Source organism: Acidobacteriota bacterium (genome assembly GCA_030697165.1).
Classification (GTDB): Bacteria; Acidobacteriota; Vicinamibacteria; order Vicinamibacterales; family UBA2999; genus 12-FULL-67-14b.
The window spans coordinates 18,054-44,146 of the sequence record JAUYQQ010000009.1 but is presented as its reverse complement, the minus strand read 5'-3'; the positions used below and the strand labels follow the sequence as shown (position 1 = coordinate 44,146).

Here is a 26,093-nt window from a genome sequence, read left to right as displayed (position 1 = left end):
AGTCACCGCCGCGCCGGCCGCGAGCGTGGTTTCTTGGCTCGAGCGGTTTTGGTAACGATCGAGGCCAACTCCGGGTTGCCCGTGAGCAAGCCCTCGTAACCACCGAGCTTGTCGCCCATCACAATGCCGTGTTCGGTAATCTCGAACGCCCGCATGTCTTTGCTGTGGGCGCTGCCACGCACCTTCACGACGGCCATCATCCGCTGCAGTTGTCCCTGGAACGCGATATAGCGCTGCATGATGATGGCGTCGGTGAGAAAGGCCGTGCCGTGCGGGCTGAAGCGCAGGTCGGTGTAGCTGTCCTCGACTTCCGCCGTCATCATCATGGTGACGCCCATGCCGGTGAGCACGGTGACCATGCGATAGAGCGATTCCCGAAAATCCTCGCGAAAGGTCGGCGCCAGCGCCAGCTCGAAGCCCGAGAGCGAATCGATCACGACCCGGCGCGCCTTGAGACGATGAATGGCGTCGATAATCTCGCTCAGCATTTCGTCGATCGACAGATCCAGCGGGCGCGTCTGCAGGATGCCGACCTTGCCGTCGCGGACGAACTTGTCAAATCGCCGTCCCATGGGACTGTCTTGCGAGTACTCGTTGGGGCGCTTCTCGAACACCGCGATGATGCCCGGTTCGCCCTGAAGCGCGCCGTCGGCGATGAACTCGGCGGCCAGCACGCTCTTGCCGCAGCCCGACGGCCCGGCCAGCAGCATCGAGTAGCCGGCGGGAATGCCGCCGCCCAGCATCTCGTCCAACCCTTTGACGCCGATCGAGAGTCGCTTTCGCGGTCTTCCCTTCGCGCCGCCGCCCGTTCCCTGCGATTTTTCCTCTGGCCCGACGATCACTCTGGGAAACACCTGGACCCCGTCGCCCGTCATGCGAAAGGTGTGCAGTCCTGGAATGGGCGCCTGCCCACGCATCTTCATGACCTGGATCTTGCGGACCATTGAATTGCGATCCAGGCTTTGCACCAGCCAGAGCAGACCGTCGGCCACCGTGAACACCGGATTATGTTCCGCCTCTCCCGGCTGGTATTCGCCAACCAGAAACGTCGTGGCTTGCCAGCTCGTGAGCCGGACGGCCAGCTGCTGGACGAAGTGCTGGAGATCGAGCGCGCTGCTCTGTCTCCTTTCAGCGGCCTGGGCCACGGTGCGGAACGAATCGACAATCACCACGCCCGGGCTCGAGGCTTCGACCTCCTGGACGATGCGCGCCAGGAGCTTCTCCAGCGTGCCGTTGACCACGTCCTCGCTCAGATTGATGTAGCGAATCGCGCCACCAACGCGAGCGGAATCGAAGAAACCGTACTGCTGTTGATAGCGCAGCATCTTGAGCGGAGGTTCGCCGACGACGGTGAAGTACAGGGCGGGCCGCTCGGGAGTGGCGAGGGCGAACATGATCTGCTGTGCGAGCGTGGTCTTGCCCGCGCCGGGCGCGCCGGCAATGACATTGAAGGAGAACTCCGGCAGGCCTCCGCCCAGGATTTGGTCGAGTCCAGGAACGCCCGTGGGAAGTTGGCGAATGGCAACCCGGTCCGTCATGTCTTAGATCTCCGCGTCGGAAAAGGCATCGGGCCACGCTTTGCGTAACAAGCCCGATGTCAGGGGTTCGCCGATAAACGAGACCAGTAAACCGAGGAAAGCAGCGAACACCGCCGCCGCGGCGTTAAGGGCGACGGTGGGCTCCTGTTGCTTCAGGCAGGAAATGAGGTTTGCGAATGACCCTTCGGCGTCGGCGGGCTCGCTGCCGCGGCGCAACCACGGGTAGTCGCGTGCCACAAGATGCAGCGCACGACCCGTGATCGCGGCCACGCCGACCTGCCCAATCAGCGGGACTGACACGCGCGTCAGGTCATCGTAGGCGTGCTCGGCCGCCACCGCCACGGCGTTCGCGTCCGAGACGGCACCCTGGGGCGTCGCAAGGACCCTAAGCGCGAGCAGCTTCAGCTCAGCAGTACCGAGCACCTTCATGGCAGGAAGTACTATGCCTGAGCGCCCAGCCGTTCGGCGAGATATCTTCGGCCGCGTCGCCGCTACTTCACGCCGAACGCCAGGAGCACATTGCCGGCCATCTGGCCGAACGAGCCGTAGCCGGAGTTGGTGAAGACCATGCCGTTGGCGATGGTGGCGCCCGGGCCGTTGATGGAACCGCCGCGCGCCTTCACGCCGTTGACGGTCTCGAAGTCGCGCGCGGTCGCAAACTCCCACAGCACCTTGCCGTCGGTGGCGCTGTAGGCGCGCATCATGCCGTCGGTCGCGCCGGAGAACACGACTCCGGGAATCATGCTGGCTGCGGCCGACTGCGCCGGGATGCACTTCATCGATTGATCAGGACAGGTGGCGATCGGCGGCGCCCACCACTCGCGTTCGCCGGTCGCCAGCCGAATCGCGGCCAGCCCGCCGGCGGCTTTCATGCCGAGCAAGCCGTCGGCGTTGGGATAGTAGACCAGCCGATCATCGGCGGCGCCGCCCCACTCGATGCCGCCGAGCGGCGAGCCCTGGCCGACGCGGTGCTGCCACACCACCGTGCCATCGTCTGGATTGATGCCCCAGGCAATGCCCGATTTCTGTCCGACCGCGAGAATGCGCCGGCCGCCGGGGAGCGAGCGAAGAATCGGCGACGTGCCGACGGCGAAGTCAGGTCCGGTTTCCTGCGGGCAGGTTTCCGACTTGGCGTTGGGGCCGCAGCCAATGACGTAGGCATCGTTTGCCGTCAGTTGGCGTGTCCACAGCCGCTTGCCGGTGGCGAGGTCCACCGCCATCACCGCGTCGGTGGTGTTGACGGCGGGATAAGTGTAGCCGTTGCTGGTGGACAGGTAGATGCGGCCTCGTTCCGGATCGATGGTCGGCGCCGACCACACGGCGGCGCCGGCGGGTCCCCACAACTGCGTGCCGGTGGAGGTCTTGCGCATGGGCACGGCGGCTTCGGAAATCGTGAACGACTGCCAGCGCTGCTCGCCGGTGCTGGCGTCGTATGCGATCACGCTGCCGCGGAACGAGCAGCAGGGATACGCCGGGTTGCCGCCCAGGGCTTCCTCGATCGACGACACCGGGACGTAGAGGCGGCCATCGTGGTACGTCGGAGCCCCGGTGATGCGCGCCACCGGATGCGGGTCGGCGTGCTTGGTCCAGATCAGCGCGGCGCTCTCGGCATCGATCGCGTACACGTTGGCCCTGACGTCACCGAAGAACACCGCGAACCGCGAGGCGCCGGCCTTGATCGGGGCCACGGTGATCGCCGTGCGGACACCGGCCTTGGCCTGGTACGACCAGTAGACGCAACCGCTGGCCGCGTCGAGCGAGTAGACAAAGCCATTGTCGGAGCCGACGTAGATGCGGCCGCCCATGACCGTGGGCTGCCCAAACGCCTGGCGCCCTTCAGGAAAACCAAACGCCCACTTGAGCGCCAGCTTCGGCACGGTGGCGGCCGTCAATCCGGCCGCGGCCGCGGTCTGGAAGCGCGAGTTCGCCGTGTCGACGCCCCAGCCGTTCCAGCCCGGGCCTGCCATGGGATTGCCGAGAGGCCTCGGCGCGCATTGATTCTTCATCGTCGAGGCATCGCCGGCCTTCGCGGTGCCGAACGACCGTCCCGAGACGTACTCGGCGATCGCGCGCAACTGACCTTCGCTGAGGCCCGACGCCATGGGCGCCATGCTGCCGGTGGTCATGGCCGCCAGGATCGTCTCGGGCGGCTGTCCCAGCAACTGCGCCTGGGTCGGCGCGCGGCTTCCGGGTGCGGGATCGACGTGGCAACTGGCGCATTTCTCGTTGAAGGGCAGCAGGCCACCGACGCCGAAGCCCTGGGCACCTGCATCCGAGGCGGCCGCAACGAGGATGAGAGCGGCGATGAGGGGCATACGCATGCGCGCATCCTACATCAGGGATCAGGGATCAGGGATCAGGGATCAGGGATCAGGGATCAGGGGATCGGGGATCAGGGGTCAGGCATCGGAGCCGGGTTCGGGGGCTTGACAGCCGGCGGCGGGACCTGCTATTTTTCTCGCGGAGTTGTTATAAAAATAACATGACTGCCCACCGCCACGCCGTCCTGACCAAGCGCGAACGCCAGATCATGGACCTCCTCTACCGGCTCGGCCGCGCCACTGCGACCGAGATCCGCGAAAGCCTCAGCGGCAGCCCCAGCGATTCCACCGTCCGCACGCAGCTGCGCGTGCTCGAGGAGAAGGGCCACGTCCGTCACGAGGAACTCGGCCTGCGGTTTGTCTACATGCCGACGGTGCCGCGCCACACCGCCCGCAGGTCGGCGCTCAATCACCTCGTTGACACTTTCTTCGACGGCTCCCACGCCAAGGTCGTGACCACGCTGCTCGGCAGCGACGGGTCGCGGCTCTCGGACGAGGATCTCGATCGCATCGCCGAGTTGATCGCGGCGGCCAGAAAGGCGGGACGATGATCGCCCTCGACCTCGGCGTACGCGCGTCGGTCGTGGTGCTGGTGGCATTGGCCGTGTCTCTGCTGCTGCGCCGCCGTTCGGCGGCCCTGCGTCACTCGGTGCTGGCCGCGGGGATCCTGTCGGCCCTCGCGGTGGCGCCTCTGGGTATCGCACTGCCGGCCTGGAATCTGCCTCTCCAATCCGATCCCCCGGCGCCGCTGACCGTCGCCATCAGCGGCGATGCCTCACCACGCCCGGCAGGGTCGCCGGCTGCGCCGCCCTCAACTTTTCCGGCAGCGCCGTCACGCGTCTCGATCTCAACCATGGTCGAGACGGTGTGGGCCGCAGGCTTCCTGATCAGCATGGCTGCCATGGTCATCAGCCTGCGGCGGCTGTCACGACTGACCGCCGCCGCGCGGCCGCTGGCCGACCCGCGCTGGCTTGCCATGGCGCACATGCTGGCGCGGAGCCTGGACGTCCGGGACGATGTGAAGCTGAGGCAGACGGATGTGCCGACCACCCTCGGGACCTGGGGATGGCGCCGGCCGGCAGTGCTGGTGCCGGCGGGCTGCGAAACCTGGAGCGACGAACGCATTCGCATCGTTCTCGGCCACGAGCTCGCGCACATTGGCCGCGCCGACTGGGCCATCCAGATGGCCGCCGACGTCGTGCGCGCGGTGTTCTGGTACAACCCGCTGTTCTGGCTGGCGTGCGCGCGGCTGCGCCGCGAGAGCGAAGCCGCCTGCGACAACGCCGTGCTCGAGGCCGGCGTGCCCGCTTCAGAGTACGCCTCTCACTTGCTTGCGATTGCCAGGACGTGCCGCCGGCCGTCTCCCATGGCGACGCTCGTCCCGATGGCTCGCCGGTCCACGCTTGAATGGAGGATTGCTGCAATGTTGAACCACACGCTGATTCGCACCCGCCCCACACGCCGCGCCCTGGCCATGGTCTTCGCCGTCATCGTCGGCATCACCCTGACCACGGCGAGCTTCCGCGCCAACGAACAGGTGGGCCCGCTGCCGTTGACCGGCACCGCCTACGACGTGACCGGAGCGGTGTTGCCCAACGTCGCCCTGACGCTCGATGACGCCGCCGGGAATCGGCTGACGGCGACGACCGACCGCGATGGCCGTTTCGATTTCGGTTCCGTCGCGGCCGGCCGCTACCAGGTCGGCTCGCGGCTGCCCGGTTTCATGTCCCTCGCGCAGGATGTCCGCCTGGAGAGCGCCAGGCACTGGGACGTCACCCTGACGATCCCGGTCGGGACACTCCAGGAGACGATCACCGTCAGGGACCAGCGTCCGTCGGGCGCGCCCGGCCGCGTCGAGCGCGCGCCTGTGCGCATTGGCGGCAACATCAAGCCGCCGCGCAAGCTGGTCGATGCCCGTCCGATTTACCCACAGGCGATGCGCGACGCCGGTCTCGAGGGCGTCGTGTCGCTGACCGCGTTGATCGATCCCGAGGGCCGGGTCTCGTCGGTACGCGTGATCGGTTCGCCGGCGCATCCTGACCTGGGCAAGGCCGCCGCCGAGGCCGTGAGCCAGTGGCAGTTCAGCCCGACCCTGCTCAACGGCGAGGCGGTTGAGGTCCTGATGAACGTGTCGGTTGCCTTCAGCCTGGAGGACTGATGCGGCTGCTGCGGAGGAGGGCGCTTTCGAGACGCTCCTTCTGCAGCGGCTTGCTGAGGTGGTCGGCCATGCCTGCCGCCAGGCACTCGATGCGGTCGTCTTCGAACGCGTTGGCGGTCAGTGCCACGATGCGCGGCCGCCGTCCGGGTGCGTGCTCGGCGAGGATCTGGCGCGTCGCATCCAGGCCGTCGAGCTCCGGCATTTGCAGGTCCATCAACACGACGTCGTACGGCACCCGCCGTACGGCGTCAACGGCTTCGCGGCCGTTGGCGACGAGATCGGCGCGGTAGCCGAGGCGTTCGAGCATCAGCAGCGCGATCTTCTGGTTCACCAGGTTGTCTTCCGCCACCAGCACGCGGAGCGGGTGCCGCTTGGCCAGAGGCGGCGCCGCACTCGTATCCGGCGGGGGCGGGGTGGCGTCGTCAGGCGCCAGCACGTCGGACACCGCGTTGTAGAGGCGCGACGCCCGCAACGGCTTGGTCAACGAGGCCGCGAACTCCCCGGTTGATTCGGGTTCCGGACCCGCCAGGGTGGACAGCAGGATCATCGGCGGCGTCGCGCCTTCGAGGCGCTGGCGGATGGCGGTGGCCAGCGCGACGCCGTCGATCACCGGCAGGTGCGAGTCGAGTAACGCGATGTCGAAGCGTTGACCTTCGTCCAGCCACCGCAGCGCCTCTTCGCCCGAGGCGGCCGTCTTGGCCGACAGGCTCCAGGCTTCGAACTGTCGCTGCAGCGATCGCCGCGTCCCGGCGTGGTTGTCGACGATCAGCACGCGCTTGCCCGCGAAGCGCGCCTCTTCGTCGGACGGCCGCTCCGGGCCCAGTGCCCTGCGTTCCGGCGCGGCCTCGGCGGCGATCACGACGGAGGCGCGCGTGCCCTGGCCGGGCGTGCTCTCCACCCAGATGCGGCCGCCCAGCAGTTTCGCCAGCCGCTGCGAAATCGCCAGCCCCAGCCCGGTGCCGCCGTACTTTCGGGTGGTGGAGGCATCGACCTGGCTGAACGAATCGAACAGCTTGGCGATGCGGTCGGCGGGAATGCCGATGCCGGGGTCCGTGACGACGAACGTCACATCCACGAGCGGCGTGCCGAGCCGCGGCGCGGCGCTGACCGACACCGTGATCTCGCCCGCGTCGGTGAACTTGACGGCGTTGCCGAGCAGGTTGATCAGGATCTGGCCAACCTTGGCGCCATCGCCGATCATGGCGCGCGGCACCGACGGCTCGATCTCGGCGCTCAGCTGCAACCCCTTGAGCTCGGCTTGAGCCGCCAGCAGGTCGAACGCATCTTCGACGCAGGCCTGCGGCTCGAACGGCCGGCGCTCGACCTCCATCTTGCCGGCATCGATCTTCGAGAAGTCGAGGATGTCGTTGATGATCGACAGCAGCCCTTCGCCGCTGGACCGGATCGTCTCGACGTAGTCGCGCTGCTGCGGGCTGAGCTTGGTGTCGAGCAGCAGGCTGGTCATGCCGATCACGCCGTTCATCGGCGTCCGGATCTCGTGGCTCATGCTGGCCAGGAACGTGGTCTTGGCGAGCGCCGCCGACTCGGCCGCGGTCTTGGCGGCCTCGAGCTGCCGGTTGGTGTCGCGCATGTGGTCGCGCAGCCGGCCGACGTAGCCGCCCATGGCCGCAAACCACGGCAGGGTCACCGTCAGCACGATCAACTCGAGGAGCTCGTCCGCGGGTTCGACCGTTTCGGGCTTGAACTGGTAGAGCGCCAGCACCATTCCGGCATACGAGAGGATGGCGGTGGCGGCCAGCAGCAGCAACTGGCGGGTCCGCAGCCGGAACACCCCGAACAGGAACGCGACCAGGAACACCACCAGCAGCGCGCCGCGGCCGCGGTCGGCGTAGTACATCACGTAGGCCATCGTGACCATGGCCGACGCGATCTGCGGCAGGGTCAGGCTGGGATCGGCGAAGCGGAGATTGAGACCGGTGCGAAGGATGGTGAAGAAGACCGCGTTCCAGAACAGGATCAGCGCCGTGCCCTGCGCGAACCCGGTCCACTCGAGGCCGCCGAACAGGTAGGCGATGCCCAGCAGGGCAATCACCATCAGTGACGTGCCGCTCGCCATCAGGAGCCGGCGCATTCTGAGCGCCTGCCGGCCATCGTCTTCGTCTCCCCTCACACGACGAGGATACGTCACCCAAGACCGGATCGACGGTGTGGTGAATCGGCGGTTACACTTGGGTCGACATGACACAGGTTCCAGTCGAGGCGGGTCCGCTCGTGACCGGTCCCTGGCTGGTCCGCCTGCGCTGGGCCGCGGTGCTGGCGCAGGGCATCGGCGTGGCAGTCGCGGTCCAGGTCCTGGGATTGGCCCTGCCGCTGGCGCCGATTGCCTTTCTGATTCTCCTTCTGGCCGCCAGCAACCTGGCCCTGGGCCGATGGGTCGCGCATGGACGTCCCACGCAGCCGCGGGCGTTCGGCGTGGTGCTGGCCCTTGATGTCACGCTGCTCACGGCCCTGTTGTGGCTGACCGGTGGCACGTCCAATCCATTCACCACTGTTTATCTCGTCTACATCGCGCTCGCTGCCGTGACCTTGGGATCGCGGTGGACCTGGACGATCGCCGCGCTGTCGGTGGCCGCCTACGCTACGCTGTTTGCGATTACGCCGCCGGCCGATCCGCACGCCGCACATCTACCCGCCGACGAGTTGGCCGGACACCTGGCCGGCATGTGGGTCGCATTCCTGTCGGCGGCCCTGCTGATCGGCTTCTTCGTCACGAGAGTGCGCGAGGCGCTCGACCAACGCGAGCGCGCCCTGAGCGAGGCGCGCCGCGTTGCCGCCGCGCAAGAACGGCTGGCCTCGCTGACCACCCTGGCGGCCGGCGCCGCCCACGAACTGGCCACGCCGCTGGCCACCATCGCCGTGGCGTCGAAGGAGCTGATGCGCGAGGCCGAGGCGACCGCGAACCCGGCCTTGATCGAAGATGCCAGTCTGATTCGGGCGCAGGTGGAACGGTGCCGGCAGATTCTCGATCACATGAGCGGACGCGCCGATGCGTCCACCGCCGATCCGCCTGCCGCCATCGAGCCCGCGCTGGTCGCGCGCGAGGCCATCGACGCGCTGCCGGCCGGTGCCGCGTCGCGAGTGCGCGTCAGCATAGAGGGCACGGCCACCGCAGTGAGAATTCCACGGCTGGGTGCCGCACGCCTGTTGACGACGTTGATCAAGAACGCGCTCGACGCGTCCGACCATGACGGCGCCGTCGAGCTCACCGTCACCGCCTCTCGTGATCAACTGGCGATGGAAGTCCGCGACACCGGTCGCGGCATGGATGAAGCCACGCTCGCCCGCGCCGGTGAGCCGTTTTTTACCACCAAGCCCGCCGGCGCCGGGTTTGGCCTCGGCTTGTTCCTGGCCAAGACATTCGTGGAGCAGTGGGGCGGCCAGTTCTCGCTGTCGTCTGAACCCGGCCAGGGCACGGTCGCGGCAGTATCCTTTGGCGGTGATGGACATCAGGCCTGACGCTTCCGATCGCTCCGCGCCAAGCGTCTTGCTGGTTGAAGACGACGAGCGCTTTCGCGAGCGCCTGGGCCGCGCGCTGACGGCGCGCGGTTGCGAGGTGCGAGCGGTGGCGTCGGTGGACGAGGCCCTGGCGGCGGCGCGCCTCGAGAGCCCCGAACTCGCCGTCGTGGACTTGAAGCTGCCCGTCGGCAGCGGCCTCGACGTCGTGCGCGGCCTGCACGCCATCGATCCGACGACCCGCATCGTGGTGCTCACCGGCTACGGCAGCATTGCGACCGCGCTCGAAAGCATGAAGCTCGGCGCGACCCATTACCTGACCAAGCCGGTCGATGCCGATCAGGTGCTGGTGGCCTTCGAGGGACGGGACGTGGCGCAGGAACCACCAACCGTGGAGGTGCCTTCGCTCGCGCGGGTGGAATGGGAGCACATTCAGCGGGTGCTCAACGACTGCGACGGCAACGTCTCGCAGGCGGCGCGCCTGCTGGGCATTCACCGTCGATCGCTGCAGCGCAAGCTGTCGAAGTTCCCCGCCGCGCGCTGACCTCGCCGTTGGCCGAGGCGTCAGGGCTTGGTCGCCTCGCACGTTGCGCCCGACAAGTCGAGGCACCATCCTTTGGGCTCGGTCTTTGCCAGGTACGGCTTGCCGCTGTTGTCGATCATCTTGGCGCGCCGGTAGCGAGCCACCTCCTGGTACACCGCCAGGCGGATGCGGTTGATGCCGCCAAGCGGCCGATGCTCCGGCAGCGTGTGCCAGGGCGTGAACGACAGGCTCTCGCAGAACTCGTTCTGCCGCTCGGTGTCGAACTCCTGCTTCGGCACGTTCACCGTGGCCACTTTCACGAATGGCGAATCAGACTCTTTCCACCGGACGGTCGCATCCTCGACGGGCATGTTCTTGCCGGCCACCTGCGGCTGCACCAGCAGATCGAAGCAGCCCTCGCCGCTGTTCAGTTCAGCCTTCAGCCCGGCGCGCAGGAAATCCGGCTGTCGGCGGTCCACGGTGGCCACCGGTTGCTTGGTACACGCCCGGGCGCTGAACTTGATGTTCAGGTCGCCGAGCTTGTATGCCGACCAGCTGTGGTACTGCTCGTGCAGGAGGCTCGCGGGCGCTTTCCGCTTTGTGCCGAGCGCCAGGTACGCGTCGCGCAGGTGCCACCCCAGCGGGTTGGCGCCGCCGAGGAAATATCCCATTGCCATACCGCCATCGTCGGCGAGGACCCTCGCAAACTTGGCGTAGTCCGCGACGTTGCGGATGAAGAACACTGGACTGTTGACCATGACGAAGTCCTGGGTCTCGGCGTCCTGCTCCCCCTCGAGCAGTTTCGTGCCCGCGACGCCGGTCAGCTTCAAGGCCATGCCGCGCGCATCCCGCTCCCCGTCACCCAGGGGGTTTCCGGGACTGCCATTCGAAAACCGAATCCACGACGGGTACTGCCGGCCTGGCTGGCTGAAGACGCCCGCCCGGTAGGCGGCCGGCACCTGGGGATCGACTTCGACGGTCGCACGGACGCACCCGTGCGCCTTGGCGTGCACGTCGCGCCGATACGGCGGATGCTCACCTTCCGGGTAGTTCACCGCGTCGATGGCCGCGGCGACGATGCTGGCCGTATAGACGCTCTCGTCGGCGGAAATTTCCTCACCCATCACCGACGTGCTGCGGCCGCGCTCGACGATGATGATGGTGACCGCGCCGGCGGCGAGGATGATGGCGAGAACGGCAAGCACCTTGCGCAGGATCTTCATCGGGAACCTCCCTGGGCTGGACCGCAGACCGCCGGGGTGTACGGTTTCGCGTCCTCCGGATCGTCGCGGTGGATCTTCAGGTACTCGATGAGGTCGTAGCGCTGCTCCATGGTGAGTTCGGGACCGATGACCCCATACTGCACGCGCTCGGGATGCTGCGGGTCATACGGCACGTAACCGGCCCGGAACTCATGGCCGGTGTTGGCGTTGCCGCGCACTCGTGTGTCGAACCAGAAGCCCCCTTTCGACAACGGCTCGGTGACGAAACCCACATTCACCGGATCGAACTCGCGGCGACCGACAAAGAACTTCCGCGGCCGCTCGCTCGCGGGCGACAGCAAATGGTACAGGGTCGGCACCGATCCGTTGTGCAGGAACGGTGGCGTGGCCCAGACGCCCGCGATCGGGCGGGGCTTGTACCCCGTGTTCGCCTCCGGCATGTCGAGCGTACCGAAGCCGTCGTAACACTCCCGGTCCGCCTTCGTGAATCCGTGTTCCGTGTAATACCGATCGCGCACCAGCAGCCCCAGGATATTGAGGCCGTCCGGGATCGAGACGGCGCTGAGGTTGATGCTGTCCAGGCGCCGCTGGATCGAGTCGGCGGTCGGCGCGTAGCGCTCAGCGTCGGCGAGCACCTTCTGCAGTGCTGCCCGCTGCGCCGCGTCGGCACTCCGGATGTCGTTCTTCAGCTGCGCGATCGCCGAGGCCGATCGCTCCTGCAGTTGCTGCAGCTGATCGCCCATGAGCGCCCGCACCCGGTCGATTGGCAACCCGGCGCGCGACAGGTCCACGAGGATCTGCGTGGCGTTCAGGACCGCGGTCGGATCGGTGCCGATGTCGCGGATGTCGATCGTCTTGATGGTCCACTGCGGCGCATCGGGACCCTTGCCGGGCGCGTCGCGCATCTTGATCGCGTCGGCCGCGACGTGGGGCCCGTGACACCCCTGGCAGTGGTTCTGGAACAGCTCCCGGCCGCGGCTCGCCTTCGCCTGATCGATCGGTCCGAGCAGGTCCTCGGGCCAGGGCGGCGGCTTGAGCTTCTGAAGCGCGGATTCGATCTGGTGGATCCCATCGAAGCGGATCGATGTCCTGAACTGCTCAGCGGCCGGCAGCGGCCGCCCGTAGCGGTCGATGAGCTTGTAGGAGGCGCCGACGCCGAGGGCCTCGCCGACGTTGCGCGCCATCGGCTGGCTGACGAACGCCAGGTATTGCACCCAGTCGAATTTCCAAATGTTCCAGAGATACGGGAAGCTGACTGGCGCATCCGCGACATGGAGATTCTTCCGATCGAGATTTTGCCCAAACACGGTGTTGGAGATGCGGCCCACCGCATCCAGCCGGCCGAAGCCTTCAGCGGTGGGATAGAGGTGGTTGAATTGCTCCATCGCGAAGAAGTCCACCCCCGCCTTGAGAAAGGCCCACATCTGCCGGCGCAGCTCGGACTTGCCGCGGCTATAGGCTTCCTCCCCCAGTACGCGCCGGGCAAACCGGTTGAACTTGAGGGGGTTGAAATAAGTGCTCGCGACCGAACCGAGCATCACCGGACCAAAATGGCCGATCTCCATGGCGGTGGCGGCGTGCATCGCGGCGCCCCCATCGATACGGATGCCGACAGTGCGTCCGTTTCGCGTGATGTTGATCTGCCCGGTATGGCAGGCCGCGCAGGACAAATCGAGCAGATCCTCGCCGAGGGCGTCATCAAAGTGCCGGCTGAACCCGACCGGCAACAGGTCGGGGTTGGCGCGCGTCGGCACGGGGTCGACGACGAAGCCCAGGCTGCGCATGTGCGATGGATCGGCAAGGCGGCGCCGCCCCCAGGGGGTCTCGAGATTGACCAGCCAGTTGTATCGCATCGGCAGGCCCTGCAAGGTGGAGCCCTGGGCGGTGTAGTAGTAGGTTTCGCGCTCGGGCGACTCGCGCTGAACGCCCCAGCCCTGATCGAGATACCGGGTCTCGGCCGGAGGCTCGGAGGCGGGAATCTGCGTCGCTGGGTAGAAGACGAGGACGAGGGTGATCAGGAAGGCCAGGCCGATCACCGACACCGCGGTGATGGCGCTCCACTTCAGGACATCCCGGACCTTGACGTTCCCGACCCGCGAAGCCAGGCCAATCCCGAGCCGCCCCGTCCTGCTGATCGTCCTCCTGGCCCAACCGTCAATGGTGAGGCCGATCGCGAGGACGGTGCGCCGAAGGCTGGTCCACCCAAGGGCCAGTATTCGCGCCAGCATCGTGCCGCGCTTCGGGGATTCCGGGGCACTGTCGCTGTCGACCATTCGGTCCTCCTGCAAGATGTGACGAATTTTAAAGATCGCCTGGTGGCCCGTTCGGGTCTCACCCTCAAGTCGTCGTCACGTTGTAGGCGGGCTTCAGGCCTGGCACGCGCATCTGGCACGACACCAGCCGCCCGGTCCCGCCGAGCGTGATAAACGCCGTCCTGCGATCGGGACCGCCAAAGCAGAAGTTGGACGGCAACGGATCGAACCACTCGCCGACCTCCAGATCGATGAACTCGAGCCGCTCGCCCTCGGGTGAGATGATCGTCAGGCCGCCGTTGGATCGCACCACGTACCCGTCATCCAGCATGGTCACCACGTAGACGTTGCCGTCCTCGTCGACTTTCATGGAATCAAGAATGCCGACGCCATGGACCTGGGAGGTGAGCACATGGGAATGGTCGATGGCCGGGCCGGTCTTGGCGATCTGGCCAGGCCCGTCCAGCTCCCAGAACCGCACCATGCGCGTGTAGGTCTCGGCGACGTACAGGCGGCGGCCGTCGGGGGACAACGCGACGCCGTTGGGCGCATTGAGCGGAAAGACTTTCTCGATGATCGACGAGCCGTCGGCCTTGGCGTAGTACAGGCCTGGGATGTCGCGCTCGCGGGGACGCGACTTGCCCCAGTCGGTGAACCAGAAGCCGCCCTGCTCGTCGAACACCAGATCGTCAGGCCCTCGCAGCGGATGCGTCGTGCTGGTCGGGGCGCCGGGAAAATCGGGTGCGCTGCACTGCGTGTAGAGCGTTTCGAATGTGCCGGTCGCAAGGTCGACACGCTGAATCGACCCACCCGTGTAGGTGGGCGGCTGGTCACCGGTCAGGCAGATCGCCCCCGGGGGCGGGGCGCTCCCGGGCATGACCAGCGATCCGTCCTGGCGGAAATACAGGAAAGCGAAGCCGCCGCTGTTGCACACGTAGACCTTGCCGTCCGGCCCAATCGCCGCACCGTTCGGGCTGCCGCCAAGCTGCGCGACCACGGTGCGCTGGCCGTCAGGGGTGATGCGGGAGAGGGCGCCGGCCGAGATCTCGCACACGAGGACGCTGCCGTCAGGCAGTGCCACCGGACCCTCGGGGTAGCCCAGTCCCGAGCAAATCACTTTGAAATCGGAGGTCTTGAATGACATCGGTGCTCCTGGCGTTCGTTAGGACAACCAGCCGGCGGCGCGCCAGCCGATCAGGTGCCGCTCCGTCCGCTCGGTGGTCCGGCTCAGCAATCGCACATACTGCTCGACCGCGTCGGGCTGGATGGTCGGGTTGACGGCTACGACGAGGTTGATCTCTGCCATCGCCTGGGCCGTCTGCCCGAGCGCGCCCAGCGCGTTGGCGTATTCGAGCCGCGCGAGAAAGAAGTGCGGCTGCAGTTCGGTCGAGCGCAATCCGGCCGCGCGCGCCTCCTCGTAGCGGCCGAGGCTCGCGCAGCCCGAGCTCTTGAAGTACAGCCAGTACGGCACTGACGGATGATCGGGCGCGGTCTTGAGCAGGCGTTCGAGGATCGTCAGGCCCTCGCCGACCTGGGCGTCGTCGCCCGTCCAAACGTGGGCGAGCCCGAGGTACCCCCACGCGACCAGGTTGAAGGGCGCAATCTCCACCGCGCGCGTGAGCACCCGCACGCTGTCCTCGTAGCGTCCCGAGTTGAAGTAGACGAGCCCCGCGTTCTCGAGCACCTCCGAATTCCTCGGCGCCAGGCTGATGGCTGCGTCCGCGGCGGACAGCGCTTCAGCCATGTCAGCCAGCGGATTCGGGGAGAGGAAGTTGACCACCCGTTGAATCAGGTACAGCCCGAGAAAGGCCCGGGCCGCTGCGTACCCGGGATCCATCTCGACGGCGCGTCGCAGCAGGTTGAGCGCATCCTCGACGCCCTCGGGTGTCCACGCGTGATTCCAGAAATGGTAGGCGCGGCGCACCAGACCCCACGCGTCGAGGCTCTCGGGCGCGCTACGGCTGGCCTGCTCCGATCCGGCGCGGATGATCTGGCCGCCAGTCGCGCCCACAATCTCGCGCGCGATCTCCTCCTGGACGGCGAAGACGTCTTCGATCCCGCGCTCGTAGGTCCGGGCCCACAGCTGCACGCCCGGCACCGCGTCGGTCAGTTCCGCCATAACGCGAATGCGCGACCCGGCCCGGCGCATGCTGCCGGTCAACACATAGCGGATGTTGAGCGCCGCGGCGACCGTGCTGAGCTCGGGGATGGCGCCATGGAATCTGAACGACGCCAGGTGTGACGCCACGCGCAAGTCGGGTACGCCCGACAGCGCGCTAATCAGTTCCGCCGCGATCCCGGCCGCCAGATGGGCGTCCTCCTTGTCCGACGACAAACTGGCAAACGGCAGGACGGCAATCGACGCGCGCTCGCTGCCGACTCTCGGCGGCCGTACTGCCGGGCCGCCCGACGACGCATCGGCCTCTGACCGTGCCGCCGCCGGGGCGCCGGTGGCCTGATCGGAAGACAGCAGTTCCGCTTCGTTCGGCTGCGCGGCGATCGCCCGCAACCCGGCCAGGAGCTCTTCCATGCTCTGGAATCTGGCCTCCGGCAGCTTGGACAGCGCGCGGTCGATGGTGGCCGCCAGTGCCTGCGGCACCCCCGGCGCCAGGTCCCGAATCGGCGCCGGCGTCTGGTAGTGCAGCGCATGGATCACTGCCGCCTGGTTGGCGCCCCGGAACGGCCGCAGGCCCGTCAGCAACTCGTAGAGCATCACGCCGAACGAGAAGATATCGGCGCGGTGATCCACCACGGCGCCAATGGCCTGTTCCGGCGCCATGTAGCTGCAGGTGCCGAGCACCGACCCCGCTTCGGTGAGAACGGCCATGGTCCGCCCCTCGTCACCCAGTTCCGGTGCCACGAGCTTGGCCAGGCCGAAGTCCAGGACCCGAAGGCGCCCGTCCGTGCCGACGACCACGTTACCCGGCTTGAGATCACGATGCACGATGCCGGCGGTATGTGCGGCGGCAACCGCGTCGGCAATCTGCACCGCATATTCGAGGGCGTGACGCACCGGCAGGCCGTGGTGGGGAATGAGGTGGTTCAAGGGGCGGCCGTCGACGTACTCCATCACGATGAAGTCGACTTCGCCGTCCCGCACGATGTCGTAGATGGTGACGATGTGCGGATGGTTGAGCGATGAGGCGGTCTGCGCCTCCCGCACCAGCCGCTCGCGCTGCACCCGATCGCCTGTTTGAACGGCGGGCACCAGCTTCAGGGCGACCAGGCGCTGCAGGCGCGTGTCGCGGGCCTTGTAGACGACGCCCATCCCGCCCTGGCCCAATTTCTCCAGCACGTCGTAATGCAGCAGCCTCCGACCCACGAGGGGATCGACGCCAGCGTCCGCCTTCACGCCTCGATTGTCTGGAATGGTGCCGAAGACCATACCACGACGTGCCGGTGGTGTTGTCCTCGGAATTTTGTTGGTTTGCGGCGCGATCCCACGACTGGAATCTCGCCAATTTGCGGCTGTTTTCAGGAGCGGCGAGTGTCCGGCAGATTCAACACGGTGACGCCGGTAAGCATCGAGACCCGCTCGGAATGTAGCGTTCGCCTTTTAGGCGGACCTGGCCTTCTAATTCAGTTCCAGCAACTCATCGTCCAGCCGGTCGCGCATCTGCGGCGATGCGGCCAGGGCCGGCGCCGGATCTTCGGCAGCGGGATGGGCGCGCCGCAACCAGAGGACCAGCCACGCGCCGGTCCCGAGCAGCAGCACTGCGGGGAACACCCACGCCACCAGCCCCACGCCGCGCGCCTGAGGTTCGCTGCGGATCGAGTCGCCGAACCGGTAGTAGAGCCCGGCCTCGATCTCGTCGGCCGGCTTCCCGGCCGCGAGGTCCTGGCGAATTTCCTGGCGCAGCGTGTCGGCCTGGCCGGAGCCGCAGGTCGCCAGCAACTTGCCGGGACAGTACGGACTCATCACGGTATTGAACAGGCGGTCGGCCGCCTGGTCCACGTTGGCCTGGGCGCGCACCGGCGACGCCGTCACCAGCACCAAGAGCAGGGCGAGCAGAGCGATGGGACGCGGCATACACCCATGGTAGCCGGTCGTCCCGGCACCGGGGGGGCGGCGAATTGTCGCAGGGGCATTTGGCCACACGCCGTTCACCGGCACGGGCAAGTTCACGGGTATCGGGACCACCTGCCACCGTGAGGGCTAAGGGACGCTCGGTCCCCTTCTGACATAATCGTCGCGTGGCGCCGCCTCCGCTCGACGACCAGTCCCGGGTTCTGCTCGACGTCGTGCAGCGCCTCGATCGCGAGGGCATCCCCTACATGCTCAGCGGCTCCGTCGCGCTCAGCGCCTACGTCCGCCCGCGGATGACACGGGACATCGACCTCGTCATCGACGTCCAGCCTGGTCAGTCGGACTTACTCGCTCGGGCGTTTCGGGACGGCTACTATCTGGACGATGAGGCCGCTCGTCGTGCCGTGGCCGAACGCCGGCTGGTCAACGCCGTACATGAGGAAACGCTCGTCAAAGTCGACCTTGTGATTCGCAAGGACGAGCCGTTTCGAAAAGCGGAGTTCGATCGCCGCGGAACGGTGTCCGTGCATGGTCGCGACGTGCGCATTGTCTCGCCGGAGGACCTGCTCCTCTCGAAACTGATCTGGGGCGCAGAGTCGGGCTCTGCCGTCCAGATAAGCGATGCGCGCCAGCTTGCGGCGTTGACACTGGACTGGTCCTATGTGGACCGATGGGCTGCCATGCTTTATCTGGCTGAGGCGCTACGAGGGGTGCGCTCATGAGCGACACGCTGCCGACGACCGAGGCGTACCTGGCGGCACGCTACCAGGCGTTGACTCCGGGGCAACGGATCGAGATGGCGTGCGGCATGTGGGCGACCGCGGTCGGCATGGCGCGAGCGGGTCTCGGCGACGCCGCTGCCGGTCTCAGCGAGACCGAGCAGCGCGTCATGCTGTTGGAGCGGCTCTACGCCGGCGATCTCGCACCGGCCGTGATGTCGCAGCTGATTGCCAAGATCCGCGGTTAATTCCTTACCGTGACGGCGTCGCCCTCGGCACCGGCCGTCGCGGCAGCATCTGTTCGCGATTGGCGGCGTGGTAGGCAAACGCCGCGGTGATCACCGCGTTCTTCATCAGGTCGGCGGGAATCAACTGGTCGTACACGTCCAGGCTCGAGTGGTGCGTGCGGCTCGAGTACTGCACCGGATCCTGGATGAACTGGAACCCCGGCAGGCCGACCGCGTGATACGCCAGGTGATCGGTGCCACCGGTGTTGCGAATGGTGAGGTCCGTCATGCCGATGTTGCCGAACGGCTCCATCCAGGCGCGGAAGATCGGCGCCACCGCTTCGTTACCCTGCAGGTAAACCCCGCGATAGGCGCCCGTGCCGTTGTCCATGTTGAAGTACGCGGCCAGCTTCGCGTGCTCGGGCTTGAGCTGCATGGTCGCGGGATCGCCGAAGTGCGCCTTGACGTACTCGCGCGAGCCGATCAGGCCCTGCTCCTCGCCGGTCCACAGGCCCAGCCGCACCGTGCGCCGCAGCTTCACGCCCGACTGCTTGAGGATGCGCATGGCCTCCATCATCACCGCCGAGCCCGACGCGTTGTCGACCGCGCCGGTGCCAGCGTGCCACGAGTCGAAGTGGGCCCCGAGCATCACCACCTCGTCCGCCTTATCCGTCCCGGGAATCTCGGCGACGATGTTGTACATGCCGAGGTTGGCATCGTGGAAGGTGCTGCGGACGTCAACTTCAATCGTGATCGGCGTGCCCTTGTCGGCCATGCGCGCCAGCCGGTTGTAGTGCTCGGTGGCCACAGCCAGTTGCGGCGGCACGGGTGGGTCCTTCAGGCCGCGCGGACCGCCCGCGGCGGCGAGCACGCTGCCGCTGTCGCCGCGGCCGTTGCCCGGCTCGAGCACCGCCACCACCCCCTCGGCGATCAGGAACGCGTTACGCCTGGCGGCAAACGCCTGGGCCTGGCCGGGGTTGAAGTTGCCGGGGCCGCCCCCGGGGCCGACCTGCTGTTCCTGCATGTCGTCGAGGTCCTTGGCGGTGTAGCGCCGCGCCGGCGCCTCCCACAGCGGCGGCACCGGGCGCGCCGCCTGCAGTAGCACGACCTTGCCCTTGAGCTTGCCGCGAAACTTCTCGAGGTCGGCGTCCGTGGCTATTGGTGCCAGCACGACGTCGGCGGTCACCGCGGCGCCGGTGCCCGGTGTCCAGGCCTTGGCGTACGCGAGCACCGGCCATGGGGTCGGCTTCATGACGTGGACGACGGTGCGCTCGTTGCTCCAGCCGCGGCCGAACTCGGCGGCCCAGGGCTCTTGCTTCGCGTTGGCGAGACCCCACTCGGCGAGCTTCTTCACCGCCCAATCGGCGGCGGCGCGCATCTGCGGCGAGTTGGTCAGGCGCGGACCGTGGATCTCGGTGAGCCACCACGCGGTGTCCATCACCTGCGACCGATCGAAGCCTTCTTCCTTGATGCGCTGAACGGCGCCAAGGTCAACCGGCTCGCCCGACTGCGCCGACAGTCCGAGCACCCCGGACATCACCACGGCGAGGCCCACTGCCGGCAGCCACATCAGTTGTCGTCTTGTCATCACATCATCCTCCCGGCCGTTCACGATCAGCCGCCTACCAGGCAGTCTATCGCGTTCGTCCCGATGGGCGGCTAGGGCGTGTCCGCCTGCCACGCGGCCAAACGAAGCCCTGGCACGCGCTCAAACTCACTGCGGTTGTGGGTCACCAGCGCGAGGTCGAGAGCGACGGCGATGGCCGCGATCATGAGATCGTTCGAGCCAATCTCCGACCCCTCGCGGCGAAGATGTGAGCGCAGCGAACCATAGACCTCGGCCGCCCCATCATCGAAGAAGACCGACTGAAACGGTTCGAAGAAGTCGCGCAGCCGGCGAAGGTTTGCGGCCACCTTCTGGCTGTTGTGAGCCCCGAACAGCAACTCGGCCTTGACCACACTGCAGAGGCACACGTCGCCAGGCGCACACGCCAGCAGCCGGTCGCGCACCATGGCATTCGACCCGCGCAGGTAGTCGATGCAAATATCGGTATCGAGCAGGTAGGTCACGGCAGCTCGACGTGATCAGGCGGTGCGTCTGGCCCAACGATGAAGTCGCCCTCCCACGCGCCGTAGAGCTTCTCGAGCGAGGCTGGCCATTTGCCCGGTGAGAGCTCGCGCTCGGCGAGAGCGGTGACAAACGCCGAAACGCTCTGGCCGGACTTCTGAGCAGCGTGCTTGAGACGGCCGGCAATCTTGTCGGGGAGGTAGAGGGTGATCTGCGCCACGAGGCCAAGTATATAACATATACTTGTACAACTATCGAAGTCTCGGCCAAGTCCTGAGGCATAATCGGTCACCGTGCCGAAACCGGCAATTGATGACTCGGTCCTGCAGCCGCTGTTCGCGGTCTGGCTGATCAGCCTGGTGGCCGCCCTCGGCAGCCTCTTCTTCAGCGAGGTGATGCGGCTGCCGCCGTGCGTGCTCTGTTGGTACCAGCGAATCTTCATGTACCCGCTGGTGGTGGTGACCACCGTCGGGTTGCTGGGGCGCGATCCGGGCGCGCTGCGATACGCGTGGCCGCTCGCGGCGGGCGGGCTGGCCGTCGCGGTGTACCACAATCTGCTCTACTACCACTTGATTCCGGAAAGCATTGCGCCGTGCACCACGGGCGTGTCGTGCACCGACCGGCAGATCGAGTGGCTGGGGTTCGTCACCATTCCGCTCTTGTCGCTGGCGGCGTTCACGCTGATCGTCGCCACCCTGTTTGTCTGCCAGCAGCGTCTCAGAGGTCGTCTCGATGAAGATCAATAAGTTCGTGATGGGTGGCGTGGCCGTCGCGCTGGTGGCCGCGTTCGTGATTGCGGCCAATCGGTATCGCAGCGAAGAGACCACCCAGGCGGAGCAGACGGCATCGCAGGCGTCGGACCGGCTGGTGCGGCCGCACAGCCCGACCCTGGGTCCGGACAATGCGCCGGTCACCCTGGTGGAGTTTCTCGACCCTGAATGCGAAGCGTGCGGGGCGATGCATCCGATCGTCAAGCAACTGATGCGCGAGTTCGATGGCCGCGTCCGGCTGGTGGTGCGCTACGCGACGTTCCACCCGAACGCCGCTTACGCCGCGAGCCTGCTGGAAGGGGCCCGCGAACAGGGTAAGTACTGGGAGCTGATGGACGAGTTCCTCGGGCGCCAGCACGAGTGGGCGGGCCACGATGCGCCGCGCCCCGATCTCCTCGCGGTGTACGCGCGAAACCTGGCGCTGGACATGACCAAGCTCGGCGTCACCAGCACCAGCGCCGAAACCGAGCGGCGCATCAAGCAGGATGCCGAAGACGCCGAGGCGCTCGGCGTGACGCGCACGCCGACGTTCTTCGTCAACGGCAAGCCGCTGGCGCAGATCGGCTACGAGCCGGTGCGCGCGGCCATCGCCGCCGCGCTGCGCGAAGATGGGCGATAATTCCGTCATGTTGAAGGCCCTCGCGCGCGTCCCACTGATGGCGGTCCTCCTCGCCGTAGCCCTGTTCTCGGCGGCATCGGCGCAGGCCCCGGCCGACACGTCTGCCGACGCGCGGCTTCGGGCGCTGTATACCGAGGAATGGAACTGGCGGCAAAAGGAACTGGGCCGCGGCGCCGCGGCGAGTGACCGCTTCGCGCCCGTCGACGCCGCGACACAGCAGGCGCGGCTTGCTTACTGGACCAAGGCGCTCGCGACCTTCGACACCATTCCCTTTGACCAGCTGTCGGCCGAGGAGCAGATCAACGCGCAGATCTTTCGCACCTCGCTGCGCGAACTGATCAGCGACGTCCAGTACCGCACCTACGAAGCGCCCTTCAACAGCGACACGTTCTTCTGGACCTCGTTTACGCCGCGCCAGGGCTTCGCCAACACGGCCGCGTATCGCGCGTATCTCGCGCGGCTGCGCGATGTGCCGCGATATTTCGACGAGCAAATCACCAACATGCGCGCCGGCCTGGCGCGCGGCTACAGCGTGCCGCGGGTGTCGGTGATTGGACGCGATCAAACCATCGAGCCGTACGTGACGGCCGATGCCAGTAATCCCCTCTACACTCCGTTTACCCAGATGCCGGCCGGCATCCCGGCGGCAGAGCAGGCGGCGCTGCGCGCTGACGCCGATACCGTCATTCGAGAGCTGGTCGCTCCGGCTTACGCGGAACTGCTGACGATGATTCGGCAGGAGTATCTCGAGAAGGCGCGCCGCACGCTCGGCGCGTTCGAGTTGCCGGACGGCACGAAGTTCTACCAGGCGCAGATCGAGAAGCACACCACCCTGGCGCTGACGCCGAAAGAGATTCACGACATCGGCCTGAAAGAAGTGGCCCGCCTCGAAGCGGAGATGCTCGCGACCAAGGACAAGGCGGGCTTCAAGGGCACGATGGCCGAGTTCTTCAGGTTCATGAGGACCGACCCGCAGTTCTATGCGAAGACGCCGCGCGAACTGCTGTCGTACTCGGCCTACGTGTCCAAGAAGGCCGACGACAAGCTTGCTGAAACCATTGGCTTCCTGCCGCGGCGGCGGCACGGCATCAGGCCCGTGCCCGACGCGATCGCGCCCATCTACACCGGTGGCCGTGGCGGTCTCGAGGCGTGCCTGATGAACACCTACAACCTGCCGGCGCGCCCGCTCTACACTCTCGCCGCGCTCACGCTGCACGAGTGCACGCCGGGTCACAGCTTCCAGGCGGCGCTGGCGCTCGAAGGGCCGGAACGACCGGACTTCCGCCGAGGCACGTCGTTTTCCGGATACGGCGAAGGCTGGGGACTTTACGTCGAGTGGCTGGGCACCCTGATGGGGATCTACGAAACGCCGTACGAGGACATGGGCCGGCTGACCTACGAGATGTGGCGCGCGTGCCGGCTGGTGATCGACACCGGCATTCACCAGTTCGGCTGGACGCGCGAGCAGGCGATGAGTTACCTGCGCGATCGCGCACCGCTGTCCGAGCACGAGATCACGACCGAGATCGATCGCTACATCGCCTGGCCTGGACAGGCGCTGGCCTATAAGCTCGGTGAAATACAGATCCGCCGGCATCGTCGCGAGGCCGAAGAGAAACTCGGCGCGAAGTTCGATCAGCGGCGCTTTCACGATGCGATCCTGGCGATCGGCTCGGTGCCGCTGCCGGTGCTCGAGCAGCGCATGAACCAGTTCATCGCCGACGAACTCGCCGAAGCTAAGTAGGCGGGTTGCCCCGCCGCGCGGCCAGTCGATGGACGAGCGCCAGGCGCGGGACCAGGATCTCGCCAGCCGGATCGATCGCGGCGTTGACCGGCACGAACAGCGTTTGCTCCTCGCGCCTCGCGAGCACGTTGCCGGCCACCAGCGCGCGCATCATCCAGACGGCGGTGCCGACGCTTGTGGTCTCCAGACCCATCCAGCCCTGGTAGCGATCATCAACCGCGCGAAGGCCGTCCTGCTCGATCGCCGCTGCCACCGCGCGCCGGGTGGTCGCGGTCTCCGGTCCGTCGGCCGGCTCCGGCTCGAGTAGCGGAAGCTCCGCGGATAGCAACGCAAACAATCCGCCGATGTCGGCCTTGTGCACCCGCCCCAGGTGGCCCATCCAGTAATGCGTCGTCTTGGCAATGACCGTGACGACGTTCTTGATTTCCTTGTCGAGGCGAAAATGCGGCGCGGCCGGGAGGTCGAGATCCAGGTCGCCGGCGCGCGTCACGGCAACATTCTCCATCGTGATGGCGCGCAGCAGCCAATCGGCCATGGTGTCGCTGAAGCAGCTGACCCTGACGCGACCGGGGACGGGTGATTCGGTGGCCAACAACTCGCTCGCCATGGTGACGCCCCGGCAGATCTCGTCCACCACCTCCTGGTAGCGATCCGGTTCCGCCGCAATCGCGTCCGGCCGTCCCGGTTCGAGCAGCGTTCCCTTGTGGGGCGGCCCGCCGGCCATGGCCAGGTCGCAGAAGCTCTGCCAGATCTCGTCCCAGGCGACCTTGCCGCCGGCGTCGAACTTCAGTCCGGCCGAGCGCATGGGCACCGGTTGCACGGCGTCGGCGGCATCTTGATATTGCGCGGGCAGGAGCACGCGCATCCTGAAGTCGAGCAGCGCGAACGCCCGGTCGTCGTCGAAGGTCAACACGGTGACTAATTATGTGTCCGGTGGGGTAGCGTTCGCGTTCGGTGGCGTTTACACTGCCAGCGTGACTCACATCCGATCCGTCGTTGTCCCTGGCGTGTTCGCCGTCCTTGCGGCCACCTCATTAGTTGCGGCCGAGCCCGACTGGGCACGGTTTCGCGGTCCCAACGGATCGGGCCTGTCCACCGCCACGGGCGTGCCGACCCAGTTCGGTCCGGACAAGAACCTGCTGTGGCGGCTGGCGCTGCCGCAAGGTCATTCGTCCCCAATCTTGTACCAGGACCGTCTCTATCTCACCGCCCTACGCGGTGACGACCTGGTGACCATGGCCATCGATCGGCTGGGCGGCAAGATCCTGTGGGAGCGAGTCGCGCCGAAGGTCACGACGAAGGTCGTTGATAAGCGCAACAACCCGGCCTCGCCGAGCCCGGCGGTCGAAGCGGATGGCGTCTACGTGTTCTTCCCCGACTACGGGCTGGTGGCCTACAACGCCGCGGGCAAGCAACTGTGGAAGTTGCCGCTCGGGCCGTTCAACAACATCTACGGCATGGGCGCCTCGCCCGTGATTGCCGGCGACCTGCTGATCCTCGCCTGCGATCAGAGCCTGGGTTCGTACGTGATGGCGCTCGACAAGCGCACCGGCAAGCAGGTGTGGAAGATCGATCGGCCCGAGGCCAAGAGCGGGCACTCCACGCCCATCCTGTGGCGCGGTCCCGACGGTCGCGACCAGGTGCTGCTGCCGGGTTCGTTCCTGCTGACGTCGTACGACGCGGCCACGGGCAAGAAGCTGTGGTGGGTGGGTGGCCTGTCGTTCGAGATGAAGTCCACGCCGGTGATTGGCGGCGACACCATCTACGTGAACGGATACGGCGCGCCGGTGAACGATCCTGGCAACAAGATCTCGATTCCGGCCGCGGACGAGGTGTGGAAGACTGCCGACGCCAATGGCGATGGCGTGATCCAGAAGACGGAGTTTCCGAAGTTCACCCAGGCATTCTGGTTCGACGTGGCCGACCTCGACACCAACGGTTCGCTCAACAAGGACGAGTGGGCGTACTATCGCGCGGCGCTTGATTCCGAGAACGGCATGCTCGCGATCCGTCTCGGCGGCTCTGGTGACATGAGCGACACCGCCATCCGCTGGAAGTACCAGCGCAGCGTGCCGCAGCTGCCGTCGCCACTGTTGTTCCGGAACGTCCTCTACATGGTGAACGACAACGGCATTGTCACCACGCTGAACCCCGACACCGGTGCCGTGATCAAGCAGGGCCGGCTGACCGGCGCACCCGGCGCGGTGTTCGCATCGCCGATTGCTGCGGATGGTCACGTCTACATCACGACCGAAGCCGGCGCCGTGGTGGTGGTGTCGCCCGGTGGTGATCTGGCCGTGCAGTCGGTGAACGTGCTGAACGAGGAAGCGTATGCCACGCCGGCCGTGGCCGACGGCCGCATCTACGTCAGGACCACGCAGGCCCTGTACGCCTTTGGCGCCAGCTAACATGTCGAGATTAGATGGTATT

General features: G+C 66.8%; 23 protein-coding genes. 10 read left to right on the top strand and 13 right to left on the bottom strand.

What is annotated here, in order from left to right; genetic code table 11:
- Positions 1–2: 2 nt before the first annotated feature.
- The 3 genes from gvpD to Q8T13_08490 form a co-directional block, all read right to left on the bottom strand.
- Positions 3–1,538 (bottom strand): gas vesicle protein GvpD, encoded by a 1,536-nt coding sequence (gene gvpD, locus Q8T13_08500; GenBank protein ID MDP3717785.1) that lies wholly within the window; start codon positions 1,536–1,538, stop codon positions 3–5.
- Between the two features lie 3 nt (positions 1,539–1,541).
- A complete protein-coding gene (locus tag Q8T13_08495; GenBank protein ID MDP3717784.1) occupies positions 1,542–1,967 on the bottom strand; it encodes a hypothetical protein in 426 nt (141 codons plus the stop codon).
- A 62-nt stretch (positions 1,968–2,029) separates the two neighbouring features.
- The gene (locus Q8T13_08490) at positions 2,030–3,859 is read right to left on the bottom strand and encodes a PQQ-binding-like beta-propeller repeat protein (GenBank protein MDP3717783.1); all 1,830 of its coding nucleotides are present in this window, start codon (positions 3,857–3,859) and stop codon (positions 2,030–2,032) included.
- Between the two features lie 161 nt (positions 3,860–4,020).
- On the opposite strand from Q8T13_08490, the gene Q8T13_08485 reads away from it, so the two are divergent.
- Entirely contained in the window at positions 4,021–4,410 is a 390-nt protein-coding gene (locus Q8T13_08485) for a BlaI/MecI/CopY family transcriptional regulator (GenBank protein ID MDP3717782.1), read from the top strand.
- Positions 4,407–6,017 (top strand): M56 family metallopeptidase, encoded by a 1,611-nt coding sequence (locus Q8T13_08480; protein ID MDP3717781.1) that lies wholly within the window; start codon positions 4,407–4,409, stop codon positions 6,015–6,017. Before Q8T13_08485 ends, Q8T13_08480 begins: the two co-directional genes overlap by 4 nt.
- Here the strand turns inward: Q8T13_08480 and Q8T13_08475 are convergent.
- Positions 6,001–8,148: a response regulator gene (locus Q8T13_08475; protein MDP3717780.1), complete on the bottom strand. Its 2,148-nt coding sequence runs from the start codon at positions 8,146–8,148 to the stop codon at positions 6,001–6,003. The genes Q8T13_08480 and Q8T13_08475 overlap by 17 nt on opposite strands.
- A 68-nt stretch (positions 8,149–8,216) precedes the next feature.
- Between Q8T13_08475 and Q8T13_08470 the strand changes: the two genes are divergently transcribed.
- Together Q8T13_08470 and Q8T13_08465 are read left to right on the top strand one after the other, a co-directional pair.
- Complete coding sequence (locus tag Q8T13_08470; GenBank protein MDP3717779.1) at positions 8,217–9,494, top strand: ATP-binding protein; 1,278 nt, start codon at positions 8,217–8,219, stop codon at positions 9,492–9,494.
- On the top strand, positions 9,478–10,035 hold the full coding sequence (locus tag Q8T13_08465; GenBank protein ID MDP3717778.1) for a response regulator: 558 nt from the start codon (positions 9,478–9,480) through the stop codon (positions 10,033–10,035). The genes Q8T13_08470 and Q8T13_08465 overlap by 17 nt, the downstream gene beginning before the upstream one ends.
- 20 nt (positions 10,036–10,055) lie before the next feature.
- Here Q8T13_08465 and Q8T13_08460 read toward each other — a convergent pair whose 3' ends face one another.
- The 5 genes from Q8T13_08460 to Q8T13_08440 form a co-directional block, all read right to left on the bottom strand.
- The gene (locus Q8T13_08460) at positions 10,056–11,237 is read right to left on the bottom strand and encodes a catalase family protein (protein ID MDP3717777.1); all 1,182 of its coding nucleotides are present in this window, start codon (positions 11,235–11,237) and stop codon (positions 10,056–10,058) included.
- The gene (locus tag Q8T13_08455) at positions 11,234–13,510 is read right to left on the bottom strand and encodes a cytochrome c (protein MDP3717776.1); all 2,277 of its coding nucleotides are present in this window, start codon (positions 13,508–13,510) and stop codon (positions 11,234–11,236) included. The genes Q8T13_08460 and Q8T13_08455 overlap by 4 nt, the downstream gene beginning before the upstream one ends.
- A 64-nt stretch (positions 13,511–13,574) precedes the next feature.
- Positions 13,575–14,633: an SMP-30/gluconolactonase/LRE family protein gene (locus Q8T13_08450; GenBank protein MDP3717775.1), complete on the bottom strand. Its 1,059-nt coding sequence runs from the start codon at positions 14,631–14,633 to the stop codon at positions 13,575–13,577.
- An 18-nt stretch (positions 14,634–14,651) separates the two neighbouring features.
- Entirely contained in the window at positions 14,652–16,841 is a 2,190-nt protein-coding gene (locus tag Q8T13_08445) for a protein kinase (protein MDP3717774.1), read from the bottom strand.
- 222 nt (positions 16,842–17,063) lie between these two features.
- On the bottom strand, positions 17,064–17,519 hold the full coding sequence (locus Q8T13_08440) for a cytochrome c-type biogenesis protein CcmH (protein ID MDP3717773.1): 456 nt from the start codon (positions 17,517–17,519) through the stop codon (positions 17,064–17,066).
- Between the two features lie 164 nt (positions 17,520–17,683).
- On the opposite strand from Q8T13_08440, the gene Q8T13_08435 reads away from it, so the two are divergent.
- Positions 17,684–18,238: a nucleotidyl transferase AbiEii/AbiGii toxin family protein gene (locus Q8T13_08435; protein ID MDP3717772.1), complete on the top strand. Its 555-nt coding sequence runs from the start codon at positions 17,684–17,686 to the stop codon at positions 18,236–18,238.
- Complete coding sequence (locus tag Q8T13_08430; protein MDP3717771.1) at positions 18,235–18,483, top strand: hypothetical protein; 249 nt, start codon at positions 18,235–18,237, stop codon at positions 18,481–18,483. The genes Q8T13_08435 and Q8T13_08430 overlap by 4 nt, the downstream gene beginning before the upstream one ends.
- A gap of 4 nt (positions 18,484–18,487) precedes the next feature.
- Here Q8T13_08430 and Q8T13_08425 read toward each other — a convergent pair whose 3' ends face one another.
- The 3 genes from Q8T13_08425 to Q8T13_08415 form a co-directional block, all read right to left on the bottom strand.
- On the bottom strand, positions 18,488–20,050 hold the full coding sequence (locus Q8T13_08425) for a M20/M25/M40 family metallo-hydrolase (protein MDP3717770.1): 1,563 nt from the start codon (positions 20,048–20,050) through the stop codon (positions 18,488–18,490).
- A gap of 71 nt (positions 20,051–20,121) precedes the next feature.
- A complete protein-coding gene (locus tag Q8T13_08420; protein MDP3717769.1) occupies positions 20,122–20,532 on the bottom strand; it encodes a type II toxin-antitoxin system VapC family toxin in 411 nt (136 codons plus the stop codon).
- Entirely contained in the window at positions 20,529–20,750 is a 222-nt protein-coding gene (locus Q8T13_08415; GenBank protein ID MDP3717768.1) for a ribbon-helix-helix domain-containing protein, read from the bottom strand. Before Q8T13_08415 ends, Q8T13_08420 begins: the two co-directional genes overlap by 4 nt.
- Before the next feature lie 73 nt (positions 20,751–20,823).
- Between Q8T13_08415 and Q8T13_08410 the strand changes: the two genes are divergently transcribed.
- From Q8T13_08410 to Q8T13_08400, 3 genes are read left to right on the top strand one after another with little or no spacing between them, the layout of a single operon-like run.
- The gene (locus Q8T13_08410; protein ID MDP3717767.1) at positions 20,824–21,276 is read left to right on the top strand and encodes a disulfide oxidoreductase; all 453 of its coding nucleotides are present in this window, start codon (positions 20,824–20,826) and stop codon (positions 21,274–21,276) included.
- On the top strand, positions 21,263–21,919 hold the full coding sequence (locus Q8T13_08405; GenBank protein ID MDP3717766.1) for a thioredoxin domain-containing protein: 657 nt from the start codon (positions 21,263–21,265) through the stop codon (positions 21,917–21,919). The genes Q8T13_08410 and Q8T13_08405 overlap by 14 nt, the downstream gene beginning before the upstream one ends.
- Positions 21,920–21,956: 37 nt before the next feature.
- Complete coding sequence (locus Q8T13_08400) at positions 21,957–23,663, top strand: DUF885 family protein (GenBank protein ID MDP3717765.1); 1,707 nt, start codon at positions 21,957–21,959, stop codon at positions 23,661–23,663.
- On the opposite strand, the gene Q8T13_08395 is transcribed toward Q8T13_08400, so the two are convergent.
- Positions 23,656–24,576, bottom strand: coding sequence for a hypothetical protein (locus Q8T13_08395; GenBank protein MDP3717764.1), 921 nt, complete (start codon positions 24,574–24,576; stop codon positions 23,656–23,658). The genes Q8T13_08400 and Q8T13_08395 overlap by 8 nt on opposite strands.
- 61 nt (positions 24,577–24,637) lie before the next feature.
- On the opposite strand from Q8T13_08395, the gene Q8T13_08390 reads away from it, so the two are divergent.
- Positions 24,638–26,071 carry a PQQ-binding-like beta-propeller repeat protein gene (locus Q8T13_08390; protein MDP3717763.1) on the top strand — a complete coding sequence of 478 codons (1,434 nt, stop codon included), beginning with the start codon at positions 24,638–24,640 and terminating at the stop codon, positions 26,069–26,071.
- Positions 26,072–26,093: the final 22 nt, after the last annotated feature.

What these genes read in the sequence shown, in the direction of transcription:
- gvpD (MDP3717785.1), bottom strand. Translation starts at nt 1,538, where the DNA reads ATGACGGACCGGGTTGCCATTCGCCAACTTCCCACGGGCGTTCCTGGA.
- Q8T13_08495 (MDP3717784.1), bottom strand. Translation starts at nt 1,967, where the DNA reads ATGAAGGTGCTCGGTACTGCTGAGCTGAAGCTGCTCGCGCTTAGGGTC.
- Q8T13_08490 (MDP3717783.1), bottom strand. Translation starts at nt 3,859, where the DNA reads ATGCGTATGCCCCTCATCGCCGCTCTCATCCTCGTTGCGGCCGCCTCG.
- Q8T13_08485 (MDP3717782.1), top strand. Translation starts at nt 4,021, where the DNA reads ATGACTGCCCACCGCCACGCCGTCCTGACCAAGCGCGAACGCCAGATC.
- Q8T13_08480 (MDP3717781.1), top strand. Translation starts at nt 4,407, where the DNA reads ATGATCGCCCTCGACCTCGGCGTACGCGCGTCGGTCGTGGTGCTGGTG.
- Q8T13_08470 (MDP3717779.1), top strand. Translation starts at nt 8,217, where the DNA reads ATGACACAGGTTCCAGTCGAGGCGGGTCCGCTCGTGACCGGTCCCTGG.
- Q8T13_08465 (MDP3717778.1), top strand. Translation starts at nt 9,478, where the DNA reads ATGGACATCAGGCCTGACGCTTCCGATCGCTCCGCGCCAAGCGTCTTG.
- Q8T13_08460 (MDP3717777.1), bottom strand. Translation starts at nt 11,237, where the DNA reads ATGAAGATCCTGCGCAAGGTGCTTGCCGTTCTCGCCATCATCCTCGCC.
- Q8T13_08455 (MDP3717776.1), bottom strand. Translation starts at nt 13,510, where the DNA reads ATGGTCGACAGCGACAGTGCCCCGGAATCCCCGAAGCGCGGCACGATG.
- Q8T13_08450 (MDP3717775.1), bottom strand. Translation starts at nt 14,633, where the DNA reads ATGTCATTCAAGACCTCCGATTTCAAAGTGATTTGCTCGGGACTGGGC.
- Q8T13_08440 (MDP3717773.1), bottom strand. Translation starts at nt 17,519, where the DNA reads ATGCCGCGTCCCATCGCTCTGCTCGCCCTGCTCTTGGTGCTGGTGACG.
- Q8T13_08430 (MDP3717771.1), top strand. Translation starts at nt 18,235, where the DNA reads ATGAGCGACACGCTGCCGACGACCGAGGCGTACCTGGCGGCACGCTAC.
- Q8T13_08425 (MDP3717770.1), bottom strand. Translation starts at nt 20,050, where the DNA reads ATGACAAGACGACAACTGATGTGGCTGCCGGCAGTGGGCCTCGCCGTG.
- Q8T13_08405 (MDP3717766.1), top strand. Translation starts at nt 21,263, where the DNA reads ATGAAGATCAATAAGTTCGTGATGGGTGGCGTGGCCGTCGCGCTGGTG.
- Q8T13_08400 (MDP3717765.1), top strand. Translation starts at nt 21,957, where the DNA reads ATGGCGGTCCTCCTCGCCGTAGCCCTGTTCTCGGCGGCATCGGCGCAG.